The following is a 25261-nucleotide window of genomic DNA, read 5'->3' on the forward strand; positions in this document are numbered from 1 at the left end:
TCACCCGAACTCGGCCGCGACCGCAGCGGCCCGCCGCAACTGCTCGGGATCGGAACTGGTCGGGATGAGTTGAACCTCGTCGGTGCCGATGTCAGCGAAACGTCGGAGGGTTGCGGCGAGCTCGTCCTCGGTTCCGGCCCATCCGGTGGTCGGCGCGATGGCGTCGACGAAGTCGGCGGGAATCCAGTTCATGTAGTGACGGAGATGGCGGTGCACCTGCTCGTGCGGACCGTCGCCGTCATCGCCAGTGCCGAGCGCGAACCAAAACGACGTGGCCAGGTGGGGTGCCGGATTGGCGGCGTCGGCCCACGCGGCGCGGGCGACGTCGAACAGTTCGTTCTGTTTGGCCAGATCGAGGTCGAGGGTCACCCCGGCGACGCCGCTCGCCCAGGAGGCGGCGTTGCGGATCGTCTTGGGTCCCGTGGTACCGACGTGGAGTTCGGGTCCGCCCGCCTGCACCGGACCCGGGCCGACCGGCAACACCGATTCGGTGATCTTCTCGCCGGCCCACACGCGGCGCATGATGTCGACCCGGTCGGCCATGCCGCGGATGTTCTGGGTGCCGGTGTCGGCGCCGACTGCGTGGTAGTCCTCGTGGCGCCCACCGATGCCGAGGCCGACGGTGAGCCGACCACCGCACAGCATGTCGCCGGTGGCCAGGGCCTTGGCGAGCATCACCGGGTCGTGCAACTGCGGTACGACGACGGTGGTCACCAGCCGAACGCGATGCGTCCACGCCGACAACGCGCCGAGCAGGGTGAGGGCGTCGGGGTTGTCGAACGCGATGCGCTCACCCCAGCAGAGCGAGGAGAACGGGCCGTCGTCGATCTCGGTGGCCCAGGTCCTGAGCAGGTCGGCGTCGAGGCCGGGTTCCATCACCGGCATGGTCATTCCGATGCGCATCTGCGAGTTGTAGCACGCCGGGACGTCCGGGCGGTTGCGGTGTCGGGTCGGGCGGTGTTCAGCGTTTGTCGAGGAGGAACAGGTGTTCGGTCACGTGGGCGCCGCGGCCTCGCAGGTTCCGGCTGCCGCGGAAGGTGTTGTAGCGCGACCGGAACTCGGTCACGGTGCCGAGGGCGGAGAGGATCTCGAGCATCTGCGCGGGAGGGATGAACCCCTCGTCGTTGAACGAGACAATGAGGAATCGGGCGTCGAGCGCGGCCGCGAGGTCGGCGAACAGGGTGGCCGACTCCCGGCGGACGTTGTAGCCCGACCTTTTCCAGTCGACCGGAATGCCGGACACCGGGCTGATCTCGGTGGGTCGCCGGTGATCTACCAGGAGATTGAGCATGAAGTAGTTGGAGCCGTAGGGATGCTGGTTGTACGGCGGATCGAGGTAGGCGAGGTCGACGGGGCCGACGACGTCGGGCAGCGCGTTGGCGTCGATCTGCAGCACACGCTTGGCGGCGTCGTGGCGACTCAGCACGGGTGGCGTCAGTCGGATGGCGCTGAGGATGCGCACCAGGGCGTCGTCGCCGGAACCGCCGAAGCGCCCGACGCCGGTGAGGCGATCCTTGTGGAATCCCTTGAAGATGCCGGAGGTGTTCGCGTGAATCGAGGCGGCAGAGAGCAACGGCGCCAACAGGTATGGCCGATACCGGAGGTCCGTCTGTTGGATGAGGGTCGCGTACGCGTCGAGTCGTCGGGCGTTGTCGCGGGTGTAGAAGACGCGTTCGCCCGGGCGGATGGCGAGGTCATCGGCCGGCGCGTACAGATCCTCGATGAACCCGCCGACCGAGAACCCGTCGTCGACGGTGGCGTTGATCCGGTCCATCAGCGACGCGACGGTAGCGAGGTCGACGTCGGACCGGTTGGTGAGATGACACTCGCTCATCACCCGTGCATACGACTCGAGATCGTTGGCGATCACGGTGTGGGCCCGTGATTTCAGTAGCCGGGAGACGACGCCACCGCCCGAGAAGGCGTCGAGCACGGTCATCGTGCGACCGAGTTGCGCCTGGACCTGCGCGGCGGCCCGATCGATGAGGGGGAGCAGGGCCCGCTTGTTGCCGATGTAGGTGAGGAGGTGATCGGACAGGAAACGCGGATCCTCGCGCGCGACAACGCTCATCGTGGTCGGCTCGGGATTGCGGTTCACCTGCGTGGTCACCTCGCAGCTCGGCAGATCGTCTGGGGGACTGCGACCTCATCGTCTCACGAGGAGGCACTCGTCGGGGTGCGGTCGGCCGGTTGCGTCGTCCGCGACCGTCCGGCCCGGTACAGCCGCCCATAGCTGCTGTACCAGAGCCATTCGAGCGGGCCGCGATCGAATCGCCGGAGCCACAGCCGTGAGAGCACCATCAATACCACGGAGATGCCGAGGAACAGCCCGATCGTCGCGGGCACGACCGTGGTCGGGTCGAGGCGTGCGGCCAGGCCGAGTCCCCACCCGTAACAGATGGCGCCGGCCAGTGCGTTCTGGAAGACGTAGCAGCTCAACGCCGTCCGGCCGATTGGCGAGAGGGCGCGGCCGAGTCGCCCGGGTGACCGGCCGTCGGCGTGGAAGGCTGCGATCGCCGCGAGAATCCCGAGTGCGGCGATCGGCGCGAGCAGGTAGCGGCCGAAGATCAGACCGGCGTCGCCGCCGCTGATACCGACGACGAGGTCGAGCGGAAACGCGACGCCGAGTCCGACGATCATCATCCGCCTCCGCAGCCTGCCGGCCGACGGTACGCGTGTCGTCGGCTCGAGGACGCCTGCCCGCAGGAGGGCGGCGCCGACGAGGAACAGCGCCACCGACATCGGCAGGATCAGGACGACCTCGGCGCGGAACAGCGAAATGTGCTCGGCGCGGAACGCGACCAGATCGAGGAACGAGCCGTCGGCGTACGGATTGGGGGACAGCGGTTGTGCTGGTTCGGTCGGCGGGGCGGTCGCGAGCGCGGCGACGATCAGCGTCAGCAGCAGCACGTGGATCGCCGCGGCGATGATCAGCGCGACGCGCTGTCGTCGGAGGGTCGTCGACAGGATGAACGCCACGATCAGGCCAGTGACCGCGTAGCCCATCAGGACGTCGAACTCGGTGAAGAGGAAGTAGTTGACCGTGCCGTCGACGAAGAGGAGTGCCGCGCGCCACGGATAGCCGCCGGGCCATGATTCGCCACGACGTTCCGCGGAACGTTGCTGGATGGCGAGTCCGATGCCGAACATGATCGTGAGCAGCCCGAGGAACTTGCCCTGGGCGAGTTGCTGGAGGATGTCCTGGACCGCGGCCCACGCTCCGGTGGCTTCATGCGTGCCGTTGAGATAACCGACCAGACCGTCGACGTTCGTGAAGATCCAGATGTTGGTGGCCAGCGTCCCGAGGATGGCGACGCCACGCAGGACGTCCAGGGCGGCAAAGCGTCGGGATGGCCCGGTGGGCAGGTTCGTCACGGTTCCTCCGTCGTCGGCGGGAGTCGTCCCGAAGTACGTCCAGACCGATCTTGGTGACACAACTGTGTTGGCAACGCGGCCTAAGCTAGCACAGTTGGGTTACCATGCGGAAGTGCCGAAGCTGATCGATCACGATGCCCGACGAGCCGAGATCGCGGAGGCGCTGTGGCGGGTGGTGCTCCGCGAGGGAGTGTCGGGGGTGTCGATCCGGGACGTCGCCGCCGAGGCGGGGATCTCCGCCGGGTCGTTGCGTCATGTGTTCGCCGACAAGGAGGAGATGCTCGCGTTCTCCATGCGCTTGATCTATCTGCGAGTCGGGGAGCGTGTCGTCGCGCATGGGTCTCTCCGCGACCCCCTGCGGCGCGCGGAGGCGATGCTGTCGGAGGTCCTGCCGTTCGACGATGTGCGCCGGGTCGAGATGCACGTGAACCTGGCGCTGGTCACCGATGCGGTCGCGCATCCGGGGCTGGCCGAGGCCGGGCTCGAGGCGCACGACGGTCTGCGGGCGCTGTCTCGGCGGGTGCTCACCGACCTGAGCGACCACGGGCTCGTCGACGCGCGGCACGACCTGGAGGCGGAAGCGATGAGACTGCACGCTCTTGTCGACGGGCTGGCGGTGCATCTGCTGCTCGGGCACAACGACGCGCCCGCCCGGGTGCGTCGGCTGGTCCGGGATCATTTGGGGTCGTTGCGCTGAGGGGTCCGCCCGCAGATCCCGCCCTTCCGGAACCGCTCCGCCGGAAAACCGCCCCAGGCAAACGCCCTCCGTAGCGTGGCCATCGACGCATTGTCGACGGGTTCCCTACGGAGGACGCCTTTCCGGGGCGCTTTTCCGGGGACGGCCCCGGCGGGCCGGCGAGGTGCGCCGGCCGGGCCTGCCCGGGTAGTCGCTACGACACGGCCGGCTTCTGGCTGACGCCGAGTCCGATGTCGACCGTGTTGCGCTGACCGGCGACGACCTTCACCTGAACGGCCGCGGGCTCATACATGTTGGCGACCAGCGTGAACTGGGCGTCGGTGAGACCCTCGATGCGGTAGCGGCCGTCGGCGCCGGTGGTGGCCGAGGCGACGATCGTCTGCTCGGGTCCGATCGCCGACACGGTGGCACCTTCCAGCGGCGTTCCGTCGGCGGTGCGGACCGATCCCTGGACGCCGCCGATGGCGAGCAGCACCAGATCGATGTCGGCGCGTGGGGCGCCGTCGATCGTGACCAGCTGGCTGGTCGGCTGGTAGCCGGGAGCGGATGCGGTGACCGCGACGGTGTCCCCGCCCGAGAGGCCGGTGATCGCGAACCGGCCCTGGGAGTCGGCCTGTGCCTGTGTGACAACGGCTCCCGACTGATCGGTGACGATCAGGCTCGCCGCCAGCGGACGCTGCGCGTCGCGGACGGTGCCGTGCAGTGCCGAGCCGCCGGCGAGGGCGAAGTCCCGGCGGAACACCAGGTCGCCGACGACCGAGACGGTGAGTGCCCGCGGTGAGCGACTCGGAGCGGTCGCGATGACCGTGTAGGTGCCGTCGTCGAGACCGTGCACCGCGTAGGACCCGTCGTCGTGGACCGACGCGGCGCCCGCCTGATGTCCGCGCACATCGGTGACGGTGACGGCGGCACCAGGCAGCGGAGTCCCGTCGCCGGTGGTGATGCGGCCGGCGATCCGCGGCCGATCGACCTGCGACTGAGCCGAACCCGCCGACGTCAGGCTGTGGCGCGCACCCGGCCGGGGCTCGTCGATGAGCTCCGATGGTGTCCCCACCCCGGCGTCCGCGGCGACCGCGGCCAGTTCCGCCCCGACGGTCTCCGGGGAATCGACCGCGTCCTTGGACGATCCGGTGAACAGCGATGCGACCGCACCGAGGATGCAGCAGATGAGGGCGAAGGTGAACGCCGCCGTCAATCCGTCATGGAACGGATCGCTGATCAGGTGCGGGAAGAAGTCCAGACCGGTCAGGTGATCGACGCTTGCCTGCGGAAGACCCTGCAGCGCTTGGCCGCCGACTTCACGGATGGGGTTGTAGCCGAGGAACGCGGCGAACAGGATGCCGACCGTCGGCAGATGCGCGATGCCGTCGGCGGGTGCGTTCGGCATGCCGTTGGCGGTCAGGCCGCCGAACATCGCGTCGGGCAGATGTGCGCTCAGCCCGGCGATCATCAGCGAGAAGAACAGTCCGATCGACAACACCATGGCCGCGTTCTGGAATGTCGTCATCATGCCGGCGCCCGATCCGCGGGAGGTGATCGGCAGGCTGTTCATGACCTCGGCGCGGTTCGGGGAGGCGAAGAGCCCCATGCCGATTCCGTTGATCAGCATGACCAGTGCGAACACCCAATAGTCGAAGTCCACGGGCATCGCGATGAGGGCCGCGAACGTGCCCGCGGTGATCGCCATGCCGGTCGTGGTGAACCACTTGGTACCCAGCTTGTCCGAGAGCGCTCCGGAGATGGGTGCGCTGAGTAGGAAGCCGATCGTCATGGGCACCATGTAGATTCCGGCCCACAGCGGCGTGCGCGAGTAGTCGTATCCATGCTGCGGCAACCAGATGCCCTGCAGCCAGATGATCAGGATGAACTGCAGCCCACCGCGTCCGATGGAGGCCATCAGGTTCGCGATGTTGCCGAAGGTGAACGAGCGGTTCTTGAACAGCGACAGCTCGAAAAGCGGGCTGGCGACCTTGGTCTCGATGATGACGAACGCGGCCAGGACGATCACGCCGCCGATCAGGCCGGTGAGCACCCACGGATTCGACCATCCCATGTTGGAGGTGCCGTAGGGCTGGATGCCGTAGGTGATCGCGATGAGGATGGCGATCAGGCCGACGGCGAAGGTGATGTTGCCCCACCAGTCCATCTTCGCCTTGCGGCGCTCACCGGTGTCGTGCAGCTTCAGGTAGGCCCAGATGGTGCCGACGACACCGAACGGCACCGACACCAGGAAGATGAAGTGCCACTGGATCGGTGCCAGCACACCGCCGATCAGCAGGCCGAGGAACGAGCCGGCGATGGCGGCGACACCGTTGATGCCCATGGCGAGTCCGCGCTGGTTGGCGGGGAAGGCGTCGGTGAGGATGGCCGAGGAGTTGGCCATCAGGAAGGCGCCGCCGACGCCCTGGACGATGCGCCAGAAGATGAGCCAGATCGCGGCTTCGCTGCCGTCGAACCAGGTGATGGCGAGGAAGATCGAGGAGACGGTGAAGATGGCGAAGCCCATGTTGTACATGCGGGCCCGGCCGAACATGTCGCCGAGTCGGCCGAAGCTGACCACGAGGACGGCGGTGACGACGAGGAATCCCATCATCATCCACAGCAGGTAGCTGGTGTTCTGCGGCTCCAGCGGATTCAGGTGGATGCCCTTGAAGATGTCGGGCAGGGCGATCAGGACGATCGACGAGTTGATCGTGGCGATCAACATGCCGAGTGTGGTGTTCGACAACGCGATCCACTTGTAGTTGGGACCGAGTTCGGTGAGCGATTTCTGACGCGAGCCGCGGGCCGACTCCGGTGGAGTGGCCCGTTCCGCTTCGGCGACCGAATGATTCGACATGACTGCCTTTCGGATCAAATGAGTTCTAGGTGAAATTCGGGGGGACCGCTGTGCGATGTGACCGTCAGGGTTGGACGCGGACGGCCTGGATGTCGAGGCTGACCGTCGCTGTCCCGCCGATCTGGGCGACGCCGGTGATGAGCTTGTCGTCGAAGCTGATCCCGAAGTCGGCCCGCCGCAACGACCCCGTCGCGCGGAAGCCGGCGCGGTGTCCGCCCCACGGGTCGTCGACCTCGCCGAGGTAGGTCAGCTCGAGCGTCACCGGGACCGCGGTGCCACGCAGGGACAGCGTCCCGTCGAGCGTCCACGACTCGTCGGTGCCGGGACGTACCCGGCCGGCGCGGAACTCGGCGATCGGGTACTGCTCGACGTCGAAGAACGAATCCGACCGGAGGTGGTCGTCGCGGGTCCGGTTGTCGGTGTCGATGCTGGCGGTCTTGATCTCGGCCAGCACCGACGACTGCTCGATGTCGTCGGCGACGACGATCTCGCCGGTGAAGTCGGTGAAACGTCCACGGATGGTGGCGATCCCGAAGTGACGCACGCTGATCTCGATGGCCGAGTGTCCGTTGTCGATCGCCCATCGGCCGGCCGCCGGAACGGGTGCACCGCCGGCGCGGGCCGCGCTGATCTCACCCAGGCTGACAGGTCCGGCGCCGGAGACGACGGCGACCCGCGCCGTCGGCTGGTAGCCGTCCGCGGTGATGACGACCGTGTAGGTCCCGGACTCGAGATCGCCTGTGGCGACGGCGCCGTCGGAGTTGCTCCGCGCGATCGCCTGCTGCTCGCCGGTCTGCGACATCACCGTCATCACGGCGTCGCCGAGGGGGCGCCCGCCGGTGGTCGCGACTCGTGCCGTGATCGTTCCCCTCATGCCTGCCCCCTTGCGCCGAGGACGAACTCGTGCGAGACGACGCGCCCGGCCTCGATGTCGATGGTGTCGGCCACGGGCGCATACCCGTTGGCGATGACGGTGTAATCCCCCGGTGCCAGATTGGCGAACAGATAGCGGCCCGCGTCGTCGGTGAGTGTGCTCGCGGACATCTCGCCCTCGTCGTTGAGGAGCGCGACCTGACTGTGCGCGACGGGTGCACCAACCCCGGCGCCGGCGCCGTCGGAGATCATTCCGCCGAGTTCGGCGGCCGTGTTCAGCACGACGTCGACGGTGGTGCCGCCGGTTCCGGCGACGGTGACCGTCTCGGCAACGGGATCGCATCCCGGTGCGGTGACGATGACGGTGTAGGTGCCGGAGGTGATCCCCGCGGCCTCCCACCGCCCCGCGGCGTCGGTGACGGCGGTGGCGGTGACCTGGCCGGTGTGGTCGGCGACGGCAACGGTCGCCTTCGCGACGGCCTCTCCGGTCGCCGACGTCGTCACGCTGCCGTGCAGGGCGGCCATCGAGGTGAGCACCACCTCGATGTCGATCGGGGTGCTGCCGACCGTGACCGTCACCGCCGACGGCTCGTGGCCGGCCGCCGAGGCGACGAGAACGTAGTGTCCCGCGGCGACCTGGACGACGAACGTTCCGTCCTCGTGCGCGATGGACCGTGCGGCCTGGCGTCCGCTCGGGTCGATGACCGTCACCGTGGCGTCGGTGATCACGCGACCGGACGCGCCCCGGATGACCCCACGGATCACGCCGCCTGCGATGTCGCGGGACGGTGTGACGCCGTCGCCGTCATGGTGGCCGTTGGTCTCGGGCTGCATCAGGCTCCCCCCTCGGTTGGTGTGTTCTCGGTTGTCGTGGTGCTCGCAACGGCTGACGGGTGCGGTGTCAGGTCGCACAGGGTGTCCGCGAGGAGCCGCATCGACCGTTCGACGCAGGCGCGGTCACGGGCGCCGAGTCCGTCGAGCGCGCGCTCGAACAGCTGGGACGTGCGCGACGACGCTCCCTCGATGTGGGCGACGCCCTCGTCGGTGAGGGCGAGCAGGCTGACGCGTCCGTCGTGTTCGTCGGCGGTCCGCACGACCATGCCCAGTCGCTCGAGTGAGGCCACCACCCGCGACATCGTCGGTGCCGCGACGCGCTCACGGTCGGCGAGTTCGGTCGCCCGGATCGGCGCATGCTGGGCGATGGTCCACAGTGCCGACATCTGACCTGCCGACAGCGGTCCGTCGTGCGATTGCGTCCGGACTGCACGTCCGATCCGGATGAGGTCCCGATGTACCGCCGCGGCGCCTCGCAGGGTCGTCGTCGTGGTTACCGCCGCAGGGGCGGTCACCGTCGGACCGTCCGCGAGTCCCTGGGCCATCGGGCATCGCTCCCTTTGCCAATCGTTTACTTAGCAACACTAAATTAAAATTACTTAGTCAGACTAAGTGATTTCAGACCCGGGAGACGACCCGAGATGGTGTGAGTTGGGATACATTGCGGTTGAAAAGCCGGTCAAATCAGGCTATTTCCGACATTCGGGGCGGCCCTTCGAGACGCTCGCGCGCGCTTCTCGGGGGTCGGGCTCGGGGGTCGGTGACTGCCGAGTGTGCCCTCGATCTCGCCGACTGTGCCCTGTTTTTCGCCGATCGGGTCGCGTTCTCTCGCTGATCGTGTCGAGTGGACCCGATCGGCGACAGCGAGGGCACAGTCAACGAATTCGAGGGCACGGTCGGCGAATGCTGGGGCACGGTCAGCGGGACGGGATAGATGCCCACGGCACAACGCTCGTTGAAGCGAGATATCAACAGAGACAAAAGCTTTGACCCGCTGACAGCGCGCGTTCCGTACTGTACGGTCTGCACTATGCGAAAGAATCTTCTCGGTCTCATACCTGTCATCGGTGCTGCTGCCGGGCTCGGATTCGGGGCCGGCACCGCCAGTGCTGCATTACCTCCCTTCGAGCTGTCGGAAGGAGCTGTCGGCGGAACGTCGCTGACCGTGAACGTGACCCGCGACGACGCCGGCGGAGCTCCCTACGTGTGCATCGGTGTGGCCAAGCAGCAGGGCCTGCCCGACGGTGTCAACGTCTCCATCCCGAGCAACCCGACACTCGTCGGGAGCGGGACCACCGGTGTGCGGATCGCTCCGGTCAGCCCGACCACCGACTACACGGTCACGGTCACCTGCACCGGCCTCGGCGGCGTCGCCAGCGAGTCGATCGACGTCACGACCACCACCGGTGGCGGCGGTGGCGGGGGCACTGGCAGCCTCAGTTTCTGACCATCCCCCGTCGGAGCTGCATAGCATCTGCGCGCATGGGAAAGAAGTCGAAGGAGTCGGCGAAGGCGCATTCGACGAAGCACGGGCACGGGCTTTCCGATCAGGGCCCGGTCGGTGCGGTCGCCGGCGAGAACGACTCTGCGACAGCGCCTCCGACGAAGAGCCAAGGAGTACCGCGAGCAGCTGAAGGTGCTGCACGCGGAGCTGGTCGCGATGCAGGAGTGGGTGAAGTCCGCCGGCGCCAAGGTGTACGTGCCGGTGAGGTCGTCATCTTCGACCGCAGGTGGTACGAGCGCGCCGGCGTCGAGCGTGTGAGGAGCTTCTGCACCGAGGAACAGTCCGAGCAGTTCCTCGCCGACTGCCCGGAGCTCGAACGGGCCGTCGTGCGGTCCGGTGTCATCCCGATCAAGTGCTGGCTCGAGGTGAGTGAGGATCAGCAGACCCTGCGGCTGCAGCGTCGTATCGAGGATCCGCGCAAGTACTCCGAAAGCTGTCGCCGATGGACGTGAAGTCCTACACCCACTGGGACGAGTACACCCGCGCCCGCGACGACATGTTCCGCTACACGGACATCGGATGGGCGCCCTGGTATGTCGCGCGCACCGACGACATGAAGCGTGGTCGGCTCAGCATCATCACGCACCTGCTCGACCAGATCCCGTACACGCCGCTCGAGGCCCCGGACATCGAACTGCCCCGAACGCAAGCGGAGCGGGTACGTCAGTCCCCACCTCGCGGTGACCCAGATCCCGACGCCCTTCTGAGGCCGGTGGCGGGGCGGCTCAGGCGAGCAGTCGCCACAGCCCGATCAGACCGACGACGACGATGATCGCGCGGAGCGCTGCCGGTGACAGTCGTCGTCCGTACCGTGCGCCGATCACCCCGCCTGCCAGGGAGCCGACCGCGATCACACCGGCTGCCGCCCAGTCGATCCGGTCGAAGGCCACTGCGGTGTACACGAGCGCGGCGACGACGTTGACGACCAGCGACAGCAGGTTCTTCGCGGCGTTCATGCGCTGCAGGTGATCCGGCACGACGACACCGAGCACCCCCATCAGCAGGATGCCCTGCGCAGCGGTGAAGTAGCCGCCGTAGATGCCGACTGCGAACGTCCCGGTCACCATCACCGCGATCCGCGGACCGCTCGGCGCCGGTGCGTCGTGTCCGTGGCCGACCGATCGCAGGCCGACCCATTTCTGGATTCTCGGCTGCGCGACGACGAGGATCAGGGCCGCGACGAGCAGCACCGGCACGATCGCCTCGAACACCGTCTCGGGCAGGTGCAACAGCAGCCAGCAGCCGACCACCGCGCCGGTGAACGACGCCGGGATCTGCCAGCGCAGCTGCGGCCACTGGCCCTCGAGCTCGCGACGGTAGCCCCACGTCCCCGAGACACCGCCCGCGACGAGGCCGATCGCATTGGACATGGTCGCGGTCACCGGCGGCACACCGAAGGCCACCAGCGTCGGGAACGTGATCAGTGTCCCGCTGCCCACCACGGCATTGATCGCGCCCGCCCCAACCCCCGCGAGGAGGACGGCGATCAGTTCCCAGGTCGTCACACCTGTCGAGGGTGCCCGGCCTCTCCCGCGGTCGGATCACCGGGGTCGTCGTCGGATCGGTCGGACTCTGCCGGACGATTCGCCGCCAACGCCCTAAGCTCGGTGTATGAGCACCACTGACGAGGTTGTCGAACAGATCCTGAGCACCTACGACACGATCACCGTCGTCGGTGCGAGCGTCAATCCGTCGAAGGCGGCCAACGAGGTCCCGGCCTACATGGCCGAGCACGGCTGGCGGATCATCCCGGTCAACCCGCATGCCGACGAGATCGTGGGGCAGAAGGTGTACCGCACCCTCGCCGACATCCCCGAGCAGGTCGGCCTGGTCGACGTGTTCCGTCCGTCGGAGGATGCGGCCGAGGTCGCGCGGCAGGCCGTCGCGGCCGGTGCCTCCGCGCTCTGGCTGCAGTTGGGCATCCGGTCACCGGAGGCGCGTGCCATCGCCGAGGAGGCCGGCCTGAGCTACGTCGAGGACCGCTGCCTGATCATCGAACAGCGTCGCACCGGCCTGACGGCGCCGACGGCCCCGACGGCCTGACGGCCGACCGCCCGCGGCACGAGCTGATCGGGGACGCCTCCCGTGCATTTCGAGACCGCCGACATCACCGGCGACCGACTCCCGCTGTTCCTGCTCTTCTTGTCGTTCGTGATCACCTTCCTGACGACACGGTTGATCACCCGCCTCATCCGCGCGGGCAAGGGTCCCTTCAAGAACAATGTGCGAGGCGGAGTGCACATCCACCACGCGGTGCCCGGCATCATCCTGACCGTCGCCGGCGCATTCGTCTCGGTGGCCGTCGACGGCGCGCGGCCCGGCGCGGAGATCAGCGCGGTCATGATCGGCATCGGGACGTCGCTGGTGCTCGACGAGTTCGCGCTCATCCTGCATCTCGAGGACGTCTACTGGTCGCGCGAGGGACAACTGTCGGTGCAGGTGGTGTGTTTGACGATGGCCGGGCTGGGGCTGTCGGTGCTGGGGCTGAACCCGCTGCGCTCCGACGCCGACGACACGGTGACGATCGGACCCGTCGCACTCTCGGTGAATCTGCCGATCACGATCGCGTGCCTGCTCATCTGCGTGGCCAAAGGGAAGTACTCGACGGCGGCCATCGGCGCGTTCATCGCGCCGGTCGCCTGGGTCGGCGCGATTCGGCTCGCCCGACCGAGGTCCCGGTGGGCGCGCAAACGGTATTCGACCGAGAAGCGTGAGCGCGCGCGAGTTCGTGCCGAGGCCTTCGACAAGCGTTATGGCTCTTGGGGTCTCGACGTCGAGGATTTGGTCGCGGGGCGCCCGACCGACGACGGTCAACAGACTCAGCCCGCTGCGGCCACCTGAGATCCGCCGTCCCCGAACGCGGTCCGGGCCAGGTCCAGGAATGCCTCGACGGCGGGACCGGCCGTGGCGCGCGACACGAATCCGAGGGACGCGCGATCGTCGACGCCGCGGATGGGTCTGCCCAGCACGACATCCCCGCGGTCGGCCACGAGCGACTCGCTCAGGATTCCCACTCCGAGTCCGCACACGACGAGCTCGATCACGGCGTCGGGCGACGACGCCTCCAGCGTGGTCCGCACATCGCCACTGCCGCGGTCGAAGGCGGCCCGGATGCCGGCACCGCGCGGCAGCCCGACCACCGTGGCGTCGCGCAGATCCCGCAACGACACCGTCGATCTCGCCGCCAGCGGATGACCATGCGGGATGACCGCGACGACACGCTCCCGGATGACCGGGAACTCCGCGACACCGGCGGGGAGATCGCCCGCGTACCCCGCGAGCGCGACGTCGAGCTCACCGCGCATCACCCGCTCGACGAGGAGGTCGGACGCGGCCTCGGTCAGCGACAGCCCGACGCCGGGGTGTGCCGTCCGGAATTCGCCGAGTGCGGCGAACAGCGGGCGCACCGTGCAGCCGTCGACCATACCGACCGCCAGGTTCCCGCGGAGCACCTGATTGACGTCGGCGACCGCCTGCCGCACCGACTCGGCGGCGGCGAGCGCGTCTCGGGCGGCCGGCAACGCGGCGCGCCCCGCCTCGGTGAGGGCGACCCGACGTCCGGCGCGATCGAACAGGGCTGCACCGAGCTCACGTTCGAGTCCCCGGATCTGTGCGCTGATGTTGGGCTGGGTGGTGTGGACGCGAGTGGCGGCGCTGGTGAAGTTGGCGTCGGTCGCCACCGCGACGAAGTACTCGAGCTGTCTCAGGTCCATAATTGGTGATGATACTTCGCATGGTTCGAATCAGTTGGACTTCTCATTTCGCGGGCGGCATTCTCGAGGAAGAGCACGAGTTGAAGACCAGGAGAGTCCCGCTGCGTGCGGGAACCGAACCGAAGGAGATGTCATGACCGACGAGAAGTCCGTACCCGTGGCGACGGCGCCCGAGGAGATCACCCGGCTGTTCGTGGAGTTCTCGAACGCAGGTGACGCCGATGCCGTCGCGTCGCTCTACCACCCGGACGCCGTCATGGCCTACCCGCCGGGGCAGGTGACCCGAGGTCGCTCCGAGATTCGCGAACTGTGGGCGTCGGTGCTCGCACACCGGCCGACGTTCACCCCCGAGGAGCCGCTCCCGACACTGTATTTCGGCGACGACCTGGCCCTGACCTCCACGCCGCCGCGGGATGGTGCCGGCGCGCGGGCGCAGGTCGTCGGCCGTCAGGACGACGGCTCATGGGTGCGCATCATCGATCAGCCGGAGTTCCAGACGCCCACCGCGTAGTCGCCCGGCACACCGATGGCGCACCAATCAATCGCGCGCGATCAAAGTTGTAGACTCGGCGTCACGACCGCGGACGACGAGGAGTGTGCGAACGATGACGGGCAAGGTGACGACGGACCCATCCGTCGGTGACCACGCACTCGGCGACAACCCGCTGCTCCTCGAGAAGCAGGTGTGCTTCGCGCTCGCCGTCGCCAACAGGTCCGTTCTCAAGATCTACCGGCGGCTGCTCGAACCGCTCGGGCTGACCCATCCGCAGTATCTGGTCATGCTCGCGCTGTGGGAGCAGTCGCCGCGCGCGGTCAAGGACATCGGGCAAGTGCTGCAACTGGATTCGGCGACACTGTCGCCGTTGCTGAAGCGGCTCGAGACCGCGGGGCTCGTCGTCCGGCAGCGCCGAGGCGACGACGAACGCAACGTCGACATCGCGTTGACCGGTCCGGGCCGTGATCTGCGGACGCAGGCGTTGGGAATCCCACCCGCCGTCGTCGACGCCCTCGGGGTCGACCTGGCCGATCTCCAGGAGTTGCACTCCGTCCTGACTCGGGTCAATGCCGCGGCGGTGCGTGCCGATTCGCGCTGAGCTGGGTACCCGATCGTGTCGTGACGACGAGAGGGCTGTGGGCGCACGCGCACGGTGCTAGCGTCGGACAGAGGTGTCGTCGATCGCCCCAAGGAGGCAGATCATGACCTCTTCTCGCGTTCTCGGTTCTCGCGGTCGTGCCGGATCGATCACGGTCGTCGCGCTGCTCGCGGTGCTGCTCGGAGTCGGTGCGCTCGCCGCTCCGGCCAACGCCCAGATCGACATCAAACGCGGTCAGACCGGCGGTGTCATGCTCGCCAAACAGGCGGACTGCCGGCTGTCGCCGAACGGACTCACCGCCCGCGACGCACAGTTCACCGTCTTCGCGCCCGGACGCACGACGGGCGCGAACGTGCGCACCAGGGTCGTGCGTATCATCGACGGCACGGCAGTGCAGATGCCGGGCACCCGCTGGTCGGGCTGGCAACAGGTCCTGCCCGCCAAGCCTGTCCAGTTCCGCGGCGGATACGTGTGGACCGGCAAGGTCCGCGCACGCCTCGAAGTCGCGCACCTGGTCGAATTCTGGGGTCTGCGTGGCGGATTGATCGGTGCCACGCTCGCCGTGCAGAACCGGTATCTGACCACCCAGAGCAGCGCACCGGACTTCGGTTCACTGGGCCCCTGGCTGCCGGTGCAGCGGTACTGCCAGACGCCACGTCGCTGACCCGAACGCGGACCTCCGGGGCCTCCTCGGCGTCGGGGACTATGGTCGACCCATGGGAACGATCGCAATCGTCGTCATCGTGATCACCATCGTGGTCGCGCTGTTCATCCTCGGCGGCGCGGTGTGGTTCGCCTGGGATTCGGACAAGCGGGTCAAGACGTTCGCGCGCTCCACCGACCTGATCCCCGGCAAACCCGGACACGCCCCGGAGGGCTGGACGTCGGCCACGTCGACGGAAGCGTTGCTGCACCAGCGGATCCGATACGCGATCGCCGATGTGCATGCCAATCCGGCGATCCCGCACGACGGTGATCTGGTCGCGGCGCGAGACCGGCTCGACGACGCCGTCTTCGACCTCGACGACAAGCTCATCGCCACCGCCGATCTGTCCGACGACGACGACAAACGCGCCCGCCTGTCGTCGGCCGAGTCGGCGGTCGTCGTGCTCGAAGAGCTCCCGAAGAAATTGTGGGAGGCACCGAAAGACACCCAGCTCACCGACCTCGAGAAGGTGACCGCAGCGCTCGCCCGCGTCTGATCGGGCACGGCTGCCCGACTGGCGCGCAGGCCCACTGATGGCCGACGGCTCCCACGGCCACGACGAACCGGCCGGCGATGCCGGCGTCGACGATGACCTCCTCACCGGCCGCACGCTCTGGGTCATCCTGCTGCTGGCCGTGATCGCCGGGGCCGTCGCGGGTTTTCTCGGCAGCGCGTTTCGGTGGCTGCTCGAACACATCGGCGCCTGGCGTGGCGAGCTCGTCGAGTGGTCGCACGGCCACTCGGCCTGGGCGTGGCTGGTTACCGGTCGCCGTGTCCGCTGTTGCCGCCGCGATCGCACGATGGCAGCCGCTGTCGGCGGGCAGCGGCATCCAGCACGTGGAGGCCATCGACCGCGGTGAGGACACTGTTCGCGACCATCGTCCGCGCGCCGTTCACCGGGCTCGTGCTGGTGATCGAGATGACCGCGGTGACCTCGGTGACGATCCCGATGCTGGTGTCCGGTGCGATGGCGGTGGTCATCGCGTCGCTGCTGCGGTCCTCACCGATCCACGACGCCTTACAGGTGCGGATGCTCGAGCGTGGTGTCGGGGGCGAGCGGGATCAGGCGTCCTGATCGGCCAGGTCGATCAGCTTCTGCACGGTCTTCAGATTGCGGCCGGTGCCCTGCACGCCCAGTCCTTTCGCGATGACGGGCGCGGTGAGCTTCGAGACGCCGGCGCCCTCGTCGTACCGGATGTGCAGGTCGTTGCCGATGACGGTGAACTCGTCGGAGCCGAACTGTCGGTCGGCGAAAGCCGCCACCTTCTCGGCGGACGGCGTGCCGGTCAGACAGTAGACATAGGAGAACTTCGGGTCCTGGATCGGGAACGGATGTGCCTCGAGGGCGGTGGCCAGCTCGTCGCGTGAGCGGCTGATGACCTCGCGGGAGTAGCCGAACCGCTCGGTGATCGCCTTCTCCAGGGCGTGGTCGAATGTCGTTGCGGCACCGGATGGTTCGCACAGCAAGTTCCCCGAGGCGATGTAGGTCGAGATGTTGGTGGCGCCGAACTCCGCGGCCATGGCGCGAAGATCGGCCATGGGGAGCTTGGCGCCACCGACGTTGACCGCACGGATCAACACCACGCGACGCGGCATGGTCCTCCTCGGTCGGTGCGGGTCAGATGACCGTCGGACGTGGTGGCGGATCCGGTTGTGGAGGGCCGGGATTCGGCGGGCCCGGGTCCGGCGGTGGGGGAGCCGGGATGGGTGGCTCCGGCGGTGGTTCGGGGATCGGCTCCGGTGCCGGCATCGGATCGGGCGGCGGCTGCGGGGGAGGGACTGGCTGGCCCATGATCACTCCTCACTGAGCGGGAGGCCGACGACGTTGCTGGCCGCCGGTGGTGGGATCGGCCCACCTGCCCGACGTTACGCCGACGATCGCGGTCCGGCCACGTCATACGTCAGATGTGTCACCAGCGGAGTGGCGCGTGCCGACGTCGGTGTGAGCGTCACCTCCTCGAGGCCGTCGAAGAGGTTCTCGCCGGCGCCGGCGACGAACGGCGCCACGTGCAACCGCAATTCGTCGACGAGTCCGGCGATCAGATACTGGCGCAGCGTCTCCGTTCCGCCGGCGATCGAGATCGAACCGTCGTCACCGACGACATCGACGGCGCGCGCAAACGCGTCCTCGATACCATCTGTGACGAAATGGAAGACGGTGCCGCCGTCCATCTCCAGTGGATCACGCGCGTGATGGGTGAGGACGAAGACCGGGGCGTGGTACGGCGGTTCGGGCCCCCACCACCCCTTCCAGGCGCCGTCGTCCGGCCATTCGCCCCTGATCGGACCGAACATGTTGCGGCCCATGATGTACGCGCCGTGTCCGAGGATCGCCTCGATCTCCGAGGCATTCTCGTCGGCGGCGTCGAACATCCACCGGTGCGCCTGCTCGAACCCGGTGCCCATCGGGGTGTCCTCGGTCTGGCCGGGTCCGGCGCCGTATCCGTCGAGCGAGATGGCGATGTCGGCGGTGACTCGTGGCATTGATCCTCCTGCGGTCGATGGTCCGTCAGGTCAGACTCGCGACGCGCCGCAAAGTCATCGGTGTCGACGCGGTGAATCCATGACGCGGGTCAGCGGACCTTGGCCAGGTCGGTCTTGATCAGCATGACGTTGTAGTCGTCCCACCGCGACGCGACGAAATACAGCATCTGCCCCGTCGCCCGCGGATGGATGTACGGCGCGTACAGACCCTGGGTCTGGGCGGCCGGCACGATCACCTTCGGGCCGCTCCACGGTCCGACCGGGGTGGGCGAGGTCCGCAGCAGGATGCTCCCGGCCTGTTCCGAGAGCATCACGAACCGGCCGAGATAGCTGTTCCAGGCGACCGAGATCTCGCTCATCGGTTGCCGCACGATCGGCGTGGCGTCGGCCGGGCGCCTCGACCACGCACCGCCCCGGAAGTACTCGTAACGATCGAGATTCAGGATGTCGGCCGGACGGGCGCGGGACACGAATGCGGCACCGAATCGACCGTTCGGGGTCCCGTACTGATAGACGTAGCGCCCGGACCGTAGGAACGCCCCCATCTGGAATCGGCCGTGCCCCTGGGCGACCTGACTCACGCCCGGCAACGAGAGGTCGACATTCGCGCGGATGGTCCGGTTGTCGGTGGTCCACGTCTGCCCGTTGTCATGGGAGACGGCGATAGCCGAGTAGTTCGTCTCCCAGCGGCCCGGGCCGACCCAGCGATGGATCGACATGTAGCTCATGAACTGCGTGCCACCGATCGCGATACCGCCCGTCGGGATCTTCCCGACCTCGGTGTTCCGCACTCCGATCGCGTTGAGCATCGGCTGCGCGAACGTCGGGTGTGCCGGTGTGACCGACGCCCCGGAACGGACGGACCCCGGGATCGCGTTCGGGAACGTGATGCCCTTGTCGAGGTCGGCGTTGCCGTTGCTGCGCAGCATGGTGTTGTGGCGCCACACCATCTGACCGGCACACTTGCCCCAGGTGTCGCCGAAGGCCATCAGCACCTGGCCGGATCCGTTGTCCCACGGCACTCCGACGTCGGTCGCGGTGATCGAGAACCGCTGGTCGGTCCGGTTCGGGCTACGCGGTCCGGTCACCCATTGCACGGCCCGGCTGGCACCCTTCAACCTCACCAGAGGCCCCTGGGGCTTCTTGCCGTCGGCTCGATAGCTGCCGAAGTCGAGGCTGCCGAGTCCGATGTCGCTCGATCCGCTGCTGCCGGTGCTGCCGACGTCACCGCCATGAAAGCCGACAGCGCTGCAGATCGAGGCGTGCGCAGGTGATGACACCGTCGCCAGACCCGTGGTCGCCAGCGCGGCGACGGACGTTCCGACAACGAGCAGACGCCATCTGGACATGCGACGACCCCCTGCGTACCGGTGACTGATGGTGCCAGTGTTGCAGAACTCGGGGGATCTCCACAGGTCGTGGTCCGAACCGAGACGCAGGCGTTATCGGCGGGTCAGGTCTCGGCGGTCGGTGTGGGTGACGGTCCGATGTAGCGCGCCCGCGGCCGGATGATCTTGCGTGAGCGTGCCTGCTCGGCGATGTTGGCGCACCAGCCGACGACCCGACTCACCGCGAACGTCGGCGTGAACATCGATCGCGGTATGCCGCAGGCGTCCATCACGACTCCGGCGTAGAACTCGACGTTGGCGTAGCGGGGCTGATCGGGGTGTGCCTCGCGCAGGACGTCGACGACACGCCTTTCCACGTCGACGGCCTGCTCGACCGTGGGTCCGCCGAGGTCGACGGCGATGGCGCGCAACAACTCCGAGCGCGGGTCGACGGTCCGGTAGACGGCATGGCCGAAGCCCATGATCCGTCGACGAGCCGCCACCTGCTCGCGTGCCCACGCGGTGGCGTCCCCGTGGCGGGCGATCTCGTCGAGGGAGTCGAGGGCGCGGTCGGGAGCACCGCCGTGCAGAGGTCCGGAGAACGCGCCGAGCGCACCGCAGACCGCGGCATAGACGTCCGCGCCCGTGGATGCGATGACCCTGGCGGTGAACGTCGACGCGTTGAAACCGTGGTCGGCTGTTGCGATGAGGTACTGCTCGACGGCGCGCACGTGCTCGGACCCGGGTCGTCGTCCGGTCAGCTGATACAGCCAGTTCGCCGCCACCGACAGGTCGGGATCCGGGGCGACGGGCTCCTCGCCCGTGCGGATGCGATGGAGTGCGGCGAGCACCGTCGGCGTCAGTGCGGCCACCCGCATCGTGTCGTGCCGGATCGTGTCGGGATCGGCGTCCCAGAGCGGCCGCGCGTGGGCCGCCGGGCCCGCCGCCGACAACACCGTCCGCAGTCCGGCGAGAGTGTCCTGGTCGTCGCCGAGCAGTGCGGCGGTGCGGAGCAATCCGGTGAGTTCGTCGGGGATGTCGCTCAGTGCTGTCGTGGTACTGCGGAACTGGTCGAGCTCGGCGGGACCGGGTAGCTCGCCGTGCACGAAGAGGTACCAGACCTCCTCGAAGGATCGGGTGCGCGCGAGGTCGACCGCCGAGTGCTCCCGGTAGTGATAGAAGCCCTCGTCGCCGCGCACGTCGCCGATCTCGGTGTCGGCGACGACGACGTTCGCCAGGCCCTCGGGTGCGATCAACTGTTCCATCTCGCCCTCCACTCATCCACGGCCGCAGAATGTTCCGCGACGACAACCCCCACGATGAGCGGTGTTGATCATCATCGTCAATGTTGATTTCATCAACATGTGAAGCGCACGCACACGAGGCGATTTCCGACGCCGATCCACCACGACGGCCGGGACTACCTCACGACCGAGCAGGTGGCCCGGTTACTCGGCGTGAAGGTGGCCACCGTGTACGCCTACGTCAGCCGGGGGCGCATCACCAGTGCGCGGATCGACGGGGTCGACGGCAGCGTCTTCGCCGTCGAGGAGATCGACGATCTCGTGTCCGGCCGGCGCAGTCGCGCACCCGCGGGCGTCGTCGAACGCATCCAGACCCGCCTCACCCTGCTGCACGACGACCGGCTGTTCTATCGCGGACGTGACGTCGGCGAGCTGGTGCGTTCCATGCGGTTCGAGGACGTCGCGAACCTGTTGTGGGACAACGATGTCGACTGGCAATCGCCACTTGTCTACCGGGATGATCTGCGCGGTCTGGTCCGGGCTGCCGGTGGTCCGGACGCGCGCGGTCTGGACCTCATCCGTCTGACGGTCGACGTCCTGGGCGCGCGCGATCCCGGCCGTCATCGTCGAGAGTCGTCGGCGGTGGCGGAGACCGCGGCACGCATCGTCGGCGCGTGCGTCGACGTCCTCGGTCCCGACGGCGACCGGGTCGGGGGTCCGGGTGGGAGGGCATCGATCGCGGCCCGCCTGTGGCCGTGTCTCACCGACGAACGACCGACGCGGCGCAAGGTCGACCTCCTCGACACCGCGCTGATCCTGCTCGCCGATCACGACCTCGCCGCGGGGACTGTCGCGGCGAGGGTCGCGGCCAGCGCACGCGGCAGCATCTATGCGGTCCTGGGGGCCGGGCTCGGCGCGTTCGACGGCCCGGTCCACGGCGGTGCGACCACGCTGGCCCATCGCTTCTTGTCCGACGCCCTCGACGCCCCCACCGCCGCCCTGACCGAGCAGCTCTACCTCGGCAGACCCGTCCCGGGGACCGGGCACATCGTCTACCGCCACCGCGACCCACGAGCCGAGATCCTCATCGAGGTGCTGCGCACTTCCACCGGTGGCGACCGGCGCGTCATGCCCGCCGTCGACGAGATCCGTCGGCAACTCCCCGACGGCACCTTCGTCAACTCCGACTTCGCGCTCGCGGCGCTCGCACTGCGTCACCGGATGGCCCCGGACGCGGCTGAGACGATCTTCGGGCTCGCCCGCATGGTCGGCTGGACCGCCCACGCGCTCGAGGAGTACGGCGAGCGTCGACTGCGGTTCCGTCCGGAAGGCGTTTACACCGGCGTCCGCGCCCGGACCCAGCCGCAGACATAGCGGGAATCGTCTGTCAGCGACGATTCCCGCTACGTCTGCGGGCAGGGGGGAGGGGGAGATGGGGAATGGCGCGTGTCACGTTGTGCTCGGACGGTCGTCACGAACAATGAGTGGATGACCTCTGACCCGGAGCAGTCCGGCCGCATCGCGGCGAGTCGGTGGTGGCATGCGATCCTCGCCGCCGTCATCGTCGGCTCGCTGATCCTCCAGCTGTGGCTGATCCTCTCCGGCGGCGCGGACGCGAACTCCGGCGACAGCGGTGAGGCGGTGAGAATGCCGGTCCGACTGTGGCGACTGTTCAGCTACTTCACCATCGACAGCAACATCGTGGTCCTCCTGGTCAGCGTGTTGCTCGTGCTCGATCCGCTCCGCCACGGCACGTGGTGGTCGGTGGCCTGGCTGAACGCACTGCTGGCGATCACCATCACCGGCCTCGTCTTCGACATCGTGCTCGCTCCCGACGTACACCTCACCGGCGGCGCCCTCGTCGCCACGATCGGCTTCCACTACATCGCGCCCTGGGCGGCCGTCCTGGGGTGGCTGATCTTCGGTCCCCGACCGGCGTTCCGGTGGTCGACGATCCCGGGCGCGTTCATCCTGCCGGTGATCTGGCTGATCTACACCTTCACTCAGGGCGCCTTCACCGACTGGTACCCGTACCCGTTTCTCGACGTCACCGACATCGGGTACGTCCGTGCGATCGTCAACGCGATTCTCGTCGTCGTCCTCGGTCTGATCCTCGCGGCCGCCTTCAAGGTCGTCGACGGCGTCCTCCCGTCACTGCTGCGACCGCGTCAGGGCGGGACGGATCAGGACGGGGCGGATCAGGACGGGGGAGCGGCCACCGCGAACGTGCGGCGGAACGGCAACACCGTTCCCCACGACTTCGGTGGATAGGCCTCGCGCAGGCGCTCTTTGAGCTCGGCGACGAACGTCTCACGGTCGCCGTCGTCGAGCGACAGCAGGTACGGGCGCGCAGCGGTTCCGGAGATCCAGTCGTAGACCGGGTCGGTGCCGTGCAGCACGTGCATGTACGTCGTCGACCATGCGTTGGTGAAGAAACCGCGGTCGGTGAAGAACTCCAGGTAATCCGCGGCATCGAACGCGGGCAGTCGTCGGACACCGCCGAGGCGGTCGGCGAAGCGCGGGTCGTCGGCGAGCTCGGCGAGACTGCGGTGAGTGGGGGAGTCGCTGTTGTCGGGGACCTGCAACGCGAACACGCCGCCCTCGGTCAGATAGGCGAGCAGGCGATCGATCGCCTCGAACTGATCGGGCACCCACTGGAACATCGCGTTCGAGATGATCAGGTCGACCGGCTGATCCGGTGTCCACTCGGAGGCGTCGGCGATGTCGTAGTTGGCGTGGGCGTCGGTGTTCTCCCGGATCGCCTGATCGATCATCGTCGGCGACGAGTCGATGCCGAGAACCTGCGCCTCCGGCCACATCGCACGCAGGTGACGGGTGAGATGGCCTGGACCGCAACCGAGATCGATGATCGTCGACGGCGCCGTCGGGATCTGGGCGATGAGATCGAGGTAAGGCCGTGCGCGGTCGTCGGCGAACTGGAGGTAGCGATCCGGATCCCACGTCTGCATGCACCCACCCTAGTGTTTCGGACACCCACTCGGCAGGGGTGAGAGGTTGCCGGTGGCCGAGCACCGGGTGTCCGATCAGGGTGGGGGTACCCTTCCTTGCGTGACCGACGCAGTGTTCGACGACCCTCACCTCGCCACCCTCGACACCTCCGGTGACCGACCGTCGTCGGACCCGACCGACGTCGTCGAGATCTCCACCGACGGTGCATGCCTGGGCAATCCCGGTCCCGGTGGGTGGGGCGCGATCCTGCGCTATCGGGGCAAGGAGAAGCGCATCTCCGGCGCCGATCCCGCGACCACGAACAACAAGATGGAACTCACCGGCGCCATCGAGGCGCTGGCCGCGCTGACCCGGCCGTCGACCGTCGTGCTCTACACCGACTCCAGCTATGTCCGCAACGGCATCACCACATGGGTCGCCGGGTGGCAGCGCAACGGCTGGAAGACCTCCGACAAGAAACCGGTGAAGAACGCCGACCTGTGGCGGCGCCTCGTCGACGAGGAGAAGCGTCACGAGGTCACCTGGAAGTGGGTGAAGGGCCACGCCGGCGATCACTACAACGAGATCGCCGACGAACTCGCCACGTCGGCCGCCCGACAGATCGCGGACGCCCGATGAGCGGGGCCGACACCGGGCAGCAGCTCGCGGTTGCCGTGGAGCCCGACCGCGACGAGCATCTCGTCGCCGCCGTCGAGCAGGCGGGTGGCCGGGTCGTCGGCCTCGACGACGCGCGGGTCCTGGTGTGGATCGGGACCGTCGACGCGTTCCCCGATCTGCCCGATCACATCGAGTGGGTCGCACTGAAGACCGCGGGCATCGAGGAGTACGTCGACGCCGGCACTCTCGACGACCGTCGGCTGTGGACCAATGCGTCCGGCTTCTACGCCGACAACGTCGCCGAGCACGCCCTCGCGCTCCTGCTGGCCGGCCTGCGGCAGATCAACACCGCCGTCGTACGTCACTGGGACAAACAATCGATCGACACCGCCGTCCGCTCGCTGCACGGGTCGACGGTCGCGATCATCGGTGCCGGAGGGATCGCGGCCTCCCTGATCCCGCGACTGTCCGCGTCGGGTGCCCGCGTCATCGCGGTGAACCGGTCGGGCCGACCGGTCGACGGCGCCGCGGTGACCCTGCCGTCCGACCGCACCGGCGAGGTATGGGGTCAGACCGACCATGTCGTGCTCGCCGCGCCCGCCACGGCCGAGACGCGGCACCTGATCAACGCGGAATCGCTCGCCGCCCTGCCGTCGCACGCCTGGGTCGTCAACGTCGCACGCGGACCGCTCGTCGACCAGAATGCGCTGGTCACCGCGCTGCGGGAGGGGCAGATCGCCGGAGCCGCCCTCGACGTCACCGACCCCGAGCCGCCCGCCGACGACGACCCGCTCTGGTCGCTGCCGAACGTGATCATCACGCCCCACGTCGCGAACCCGTCGTCGGGGCTGACGCGCACGATGGCGCCGTGGCTCGCCGAGAACATCCGGCGCTACCTCGCCGGCGAGGAGATGCTCGCGCGGGTGACCCCGGGCAGCGACTACTAGGCACGCGGACGCACGATCGGCCGGCAGAAACCTAGAACGTGTTTCAGTTTCGCTGA

28 protein-coding genes and 1 pseudogene are annotated in these 25261 nt (G+C 68.1%); 15 read left to right on the top strand and 14 right to left on the bottom strand.

The window, feature by feature from the left end; genetic code table 11:
• Genes QSJ19_RS12035 through QSJ19_RS12045 form a run of 3 tightly spaced genes read right to left on the bottom strand, consistent with a single transcriptional unit; the run spans nt 1 to nt 3366 of the window.
• Nucleotides 1-903, bottom strand: a complete 903-nt coding sequence (locus QSJ19_RS12035; RefSeq protein WP_286320662.1) for an LLM class flavin-dependent oxidoreductase — start codon at nt 901-903, stop codon at nt 1-3.
• 58 nt (nt 904-961) lie between these two features.
• A complete protein-coding gene (locus QSJ19_RS12040) occupies nt 962-2098 on the bottom strand; it encodes a DNA adenine methylase (RefSeq protein WP_286320663.1) in 1137 nt (378 codons plus the stop codon).
• 56 nt (nt 2099-2154) lie between these two features.
• The gene (locus QSJ19_RS12045) at nt 2155-3366 is read right to left on the bottom strand and encodes a DUF418 domain-containing protein (protein ID WP_502876152.1); all 1212 of its coding nucleotides are present in this window, start codon (nt 3364-3366) and stop codon (nt 2155-2157) included.
• 121 nt (nt 3367-3487) lie between these two features.
• Between QSJ19_RS12045 and QSJ19_RS12050 the strand changes: the two genes are divergently transcribed.
• Nucleotides 3488-4072, top strand: coding sequence for a TetR/AcrR family transcriptional regulator (locus tag QSJ19_RS12050; protein ID WP_286320665.1), 585 nt, complete (start codon nt 3488-3490; stop codon nt 4070-4072).
• A gap of 193 nt (nt 4073-4265) precedes the next feature.
• On the opposite strand, the gene QSJ19_RS12055 is transcribed toward QSJ19_RS12050, so the two are convergent.
• The 4 genes from QSJ19_RS12055 to QSJ19_RS12070 all read right to left on the bottom strand — a co-directional run bounded on the left by QSJ19_RS12055 (nt 4266) and on the right by QSJ19_RS12070 (nt 9163).
• Nucleotides 4266-6911 (bottom strand): MFS transporter, encoded by a 2646-nt coding sequence (locus QSJ19_RS12055; RefSeq protein WP_286320666.1) that lies wholly within the window; start codon nt 6909-6911, stop codon nt 4266-4268.
• Nucleotides 6912-6975: 64 nt separating this feature from the next.
• On the bottom strand, nt 6976-7785 hold the full coding sequence (locus tag QSJ19_RS12060; protein WP_286320667.1) for a YceI family protein: 810 nt from the start codon (nt 7783-7785) through the stop codon (nt 6976-6978).
• Entirely contained in the window at nt 7782-8618 is an 837-nt protein-coding gene (locus tag QSJ19_RS12065) for an MSCRAMM family protein (protein ID WP_286320668.1), read from the bottom strand. The genes QSJ19_RS12060 and QSJ19_RS12065 overlap by 4 nt, the downstream gene beginning before the upstream one ends.
• Nucleotides 8618-9163, bottom strand: coding sequence for a MarR family winged helix-turn-helix transcriptional regulator (locus QSJ19_RS12070; RefSeq protein ID WP_286320670.1), 546 nt, complete (start codon nt 9161-9163; stop codon nt 8618-8620). Before QSJ19_RS12070 ends, QSJ19_RS12065 begins: the two co-directional genes overlap by 1 nt.
• Nucleotides 9164-9648: 485 nt before the next feature.
• Here QSJ19_RS12070 and QSJ19_RS12075 point away from each other — a divergent pair, with 485 nt between their 5' ends.
• Both QSJ19_RS12075 and QSJ19_RS12080 read left to right on the top strand, forming a co-directional pair.
• Nucleotides 9649-10065, top strand: coding sequence for a hypothetical protein (locus QSJ19_RS12075; RefSeq protein WP_286320671.1), 417 nt, complete (start codon nt 9649-9651; stop codon nt 10063-10065).
• Nucleotides 10066-10100: 35 nt separating this feature from the next.
• Nucleotides 10101-10829, top strand: a pseudogene (locus QSJ19_RS12080) (polyphosphate kinase 2 family protein).
• Between the two features lie 18 nt (nt 10830-10847).
• On the opposite strand, the gene QSJ19_RS12085 reads toward QSJ19_RS12080, so the two are convergent.
• Entirely contained in the window at nt 10848-11627 is a 780-nt protein-coding gene (locus tag QSJ19_RS12085) for a sulfite exporter TauE/SafE family protein (RefSeq protein ID WP_286320674.1), read from the bottom strand.
• A gap of 106 nt (nt 11628-11733) precedes the next feature.
• Here QSJ19_RS12085 and QSJ19_RS12090 point away from each other — a divergent pair, with 106 nt between their 5' ends.
• Nucleotides 11734-12165 (top strand): CoA-binding protein, encoded by a 432-nt coding sequence (locus QSJ19_RS12090; RefSeq protein WP_286320676.1) that lies wholly within the window; start codon nt 11734-11736, stop codon nt 12163-12165.
• 42 nt (nt 12166-12207) lie between these two features.
• Nucleotides 12208-12963 (top strand): hypothetical protein, encoded by a 756-nt coding sequence (locus tag QSJ19_RS12095; RefSeq protein WP_286320677.1) that lies wholly within the window; start codon nt 12208-12210, stop codon nt 12961-12963.
• Here QSJ19_RS12095 and QSJ19_RS12100 read toward each other — a convergent pair.
• The gene (locus QSJ19_RS12100) at nt 12942-13835 is read right to left on the bottom strand and encodes a LysR family transcriptional regulator (protein ID WP_286320679.1); all 894 of its coding nucleotides are present in this window, start codon (nt 13833-13835) and stop codon (nt 12942-12944) included. The genes QSJ19_RS12095 and QSJ19_RS12100 overlap by 22 nt on opposite strands.
• 133 nt (nt 13836-13968) lie before the next feature.
• On the opposite strand from QSJ19_RS12100, the gene QSJ19_RS12105 reads away from it, so the two are divergent.
• The 6 genes from QSJ19_RS12105 (at nt 13969) to QSJ19_RS12130 (ending at nt 16710) form a co-directional block, all read left to right on the top strand.
• Nucleotides 13969-14346, top strand: coding sequence for a YybH family protein (locus QSJ19_RS12105; RefSeq protein WP_286320681.1), 378 nt, complete (start codon nt 13969-13971; stop codon nt 14344-14346).
• A 94-nt stretch (nt 14347-14440) separates the two neighbouring features.
• Nucleotides 14441-14929: a MarR family winged helix-turn-helix transcriptional regulator gene (locus tag QSJ19_RS12110; RefSeq protein ID WP_286320683.1), complete on the top strand. Its 489-nt coding sequence runs from the start codon at nt 14441-14443 to the stop codon at nt 14927-14929.
• 103 nt (nt 14930-15032) lie between these two features.
• A complete protein-coding gene (locus tag QSJ19_RS12115) occupies nt 15033-15593 on the top strand; it encodes a hypothetical protein (protein WP_286320685.1) in 561 nt (186 codons plus the stop codon).
• A gap of 52 nt (nt 15594-15645) precedes the next feature.
• On the top strand, nt 15646-16131 hold the full coding sequence (locus QSJ19_RS12120; RefSeq protein ID WP_286320686.1) for a hypothetical protein: 486 nt from the start codon (nt 15646-15648) through the stop codon (nt 16129-16131).
• A gap of 37 nt (nt 16132-16168) precedes the next feature.
• The gene (locus QSJ19_RS12125) at nt 16169-16495 is read left to right on the top strand and encodes a hypothetical protein (protein WP_286320687.1); all 327 of its coding nucleotides are present in this window, start codon (nt 16169-16171) and stop codon (nt 16493-16495) included.
• Entirely contained in the window at nt 16492-16710 is a 219-nt protein-coding gene (locus QSJ19_RS12130) for a hypothetical protein (RefSeq protein WP_286320689.1), read from the top strand. The genes QSJ19_RS12125 and QSJ19_RS12130 overlap by 4 nt, the downstream gene beginning before the upstream one ends.
• Here QSJ19_RS12130 and QSJ19_RS12135 read toward each other — a convergent pair.
• The 4 genes from QSJ19_RS12135 to QSJ19_RS12150 all read right to left on the bottom strand — a co-directional run bounded on the left by QSJ19_RS12135 (nt 16698) and on the right by QSJ19_RS12150 (nt 20712).
• Nucleotides 16698-17231 (bottom strand): DUF1697 domain-containing protein, encoded by a 534-nt coding sequence (locus QSJ19_RS12135; protein WP_286320690.1) that lies wholly within the window; start codon nt 17229-17231, stop codon nt 16698-16700. The two genes, QSJ19_RS12130 and QSJ19_RS12135, sit on opposite strands and share 13 nt — an antisense overlap.
• Nucleotides 17232-17501: 270 nt before the next feature.
• The gene (locus QSJ19_RS12140) at nt 17502-18119 is read right to left on the bottom strand and encodes a dihydrofolate reductase family protein (RefSeq protein WP_286320691.1); all 618 of its coding nucleotides are present in this window, start codon (nt 18117-18119) and stop codon (nt 17502-17504) included.
• Nucleotides 18120-18208: 89 nt separating this feature from the next.
• A complete protein-coding gene (locus tag QSJ19_RS12145; protein WP_286320692.1) occupies nt 18209-19468 on the bottom strand; it encodes a glycoside hydrolase family 183 protein in 1260 nt (419 codons plus the stop codon).
• A 104-nt stretch (nt 19469-19572) separates the two neighbouring features.
• On the bottom strand, nt 19573-20712 hold the full coding sequence (locus QSJ19_RS12150; RefSeq protein ID WP_286320694.1) for a citrate/2-methylcitrate synthase: 1140 nt from the start codon (nt 20710-20712) through the stop codon (nt 19573-19575).
• Nucleotides 20713-20811: 99 nt separating this feature from the next.
• Here QSJ19_RS12150 and QSJ19_RS12155 point away from each other — a divergent pair, with 99 nt between their 5' ends.
• Nucleotides 20812-22065 (top strand): citrate synthase, encoded by a 1254-nt coding sequence (locus tag QSJ19_RS12155; protein WP_286320695.1) that lies wholly within the window; start codon nt 20812-20814, stop codon nt 22063-22065.
• 114 nt (nt 22066-22179) lie between these two features.
• Nucleotides 22180-22962, top strand: coding sequence for a Pr6Pr family membrane protein (locus QSJ19_RS12160; protein WP_286320697.1), 783 nt, complete (start codon nt 22180-22182; stop codon nt 22960-22962).
• Here the strand turns inward: QSJ19_RS12160 and QSJ19_RS12165 are convergent.
• A complete protein-coding gene (locus QSJ19_RS12165; RefSeq protein WP_286320699.1) occupies nt 22890-23660 on the bottom strand; it encodes a methyltransferase domain-containing protein in 771 nt (256 codons plus the stop codon). The genes QSJ19_RS12160 and QSJ19_RS12165 overlap by 73 nt on opposite strands.
• Nucleotides 23661-23850: 190 nt before the next feature.
• Between QSJ19_RS12165 and rnhA the strand changes: the two genes are divergently transcribed.
• Both rnhA and QSJ19_RS12175 read left to right on the top strand, forming a co-directional pair.
• On the top strand, nt 23851-24279 hold the full coding sequence (gene rnhA / locus QSJ19_RS12170) for a ribonuclease HI (protein WP_286320822.1): 429 nt from the start codon (nt 23851-23853) through the stop codon (nt 24277-24279).
• Nucleotides 24276-25205, top strand: coding sequence for a D-isomer specific 2-hydroxyacid dehydrogenase family protein (locus QSJ19_RS12175; protein ID WP_286320700.1), 930 nt, complete (start codon nt 24276-24278; stop codon nt 25203-25205). Before rnhA ends, QSJ19_RS12175 begins: the two co-directional genes overlap by 4 nt.
• Nucleotides 25206-25261: the final 56 nt, after the last annotated feature.

The sequence above is a fragment of the Gordonia sp. ABSL11-1 genome (assembly GCF_030315685.1).
Classification (GTDB): Bacteria; Actinomycetota; Actinomycetes; order Mycobacteriales; family Mycobacteriaceae; genus Gordonia.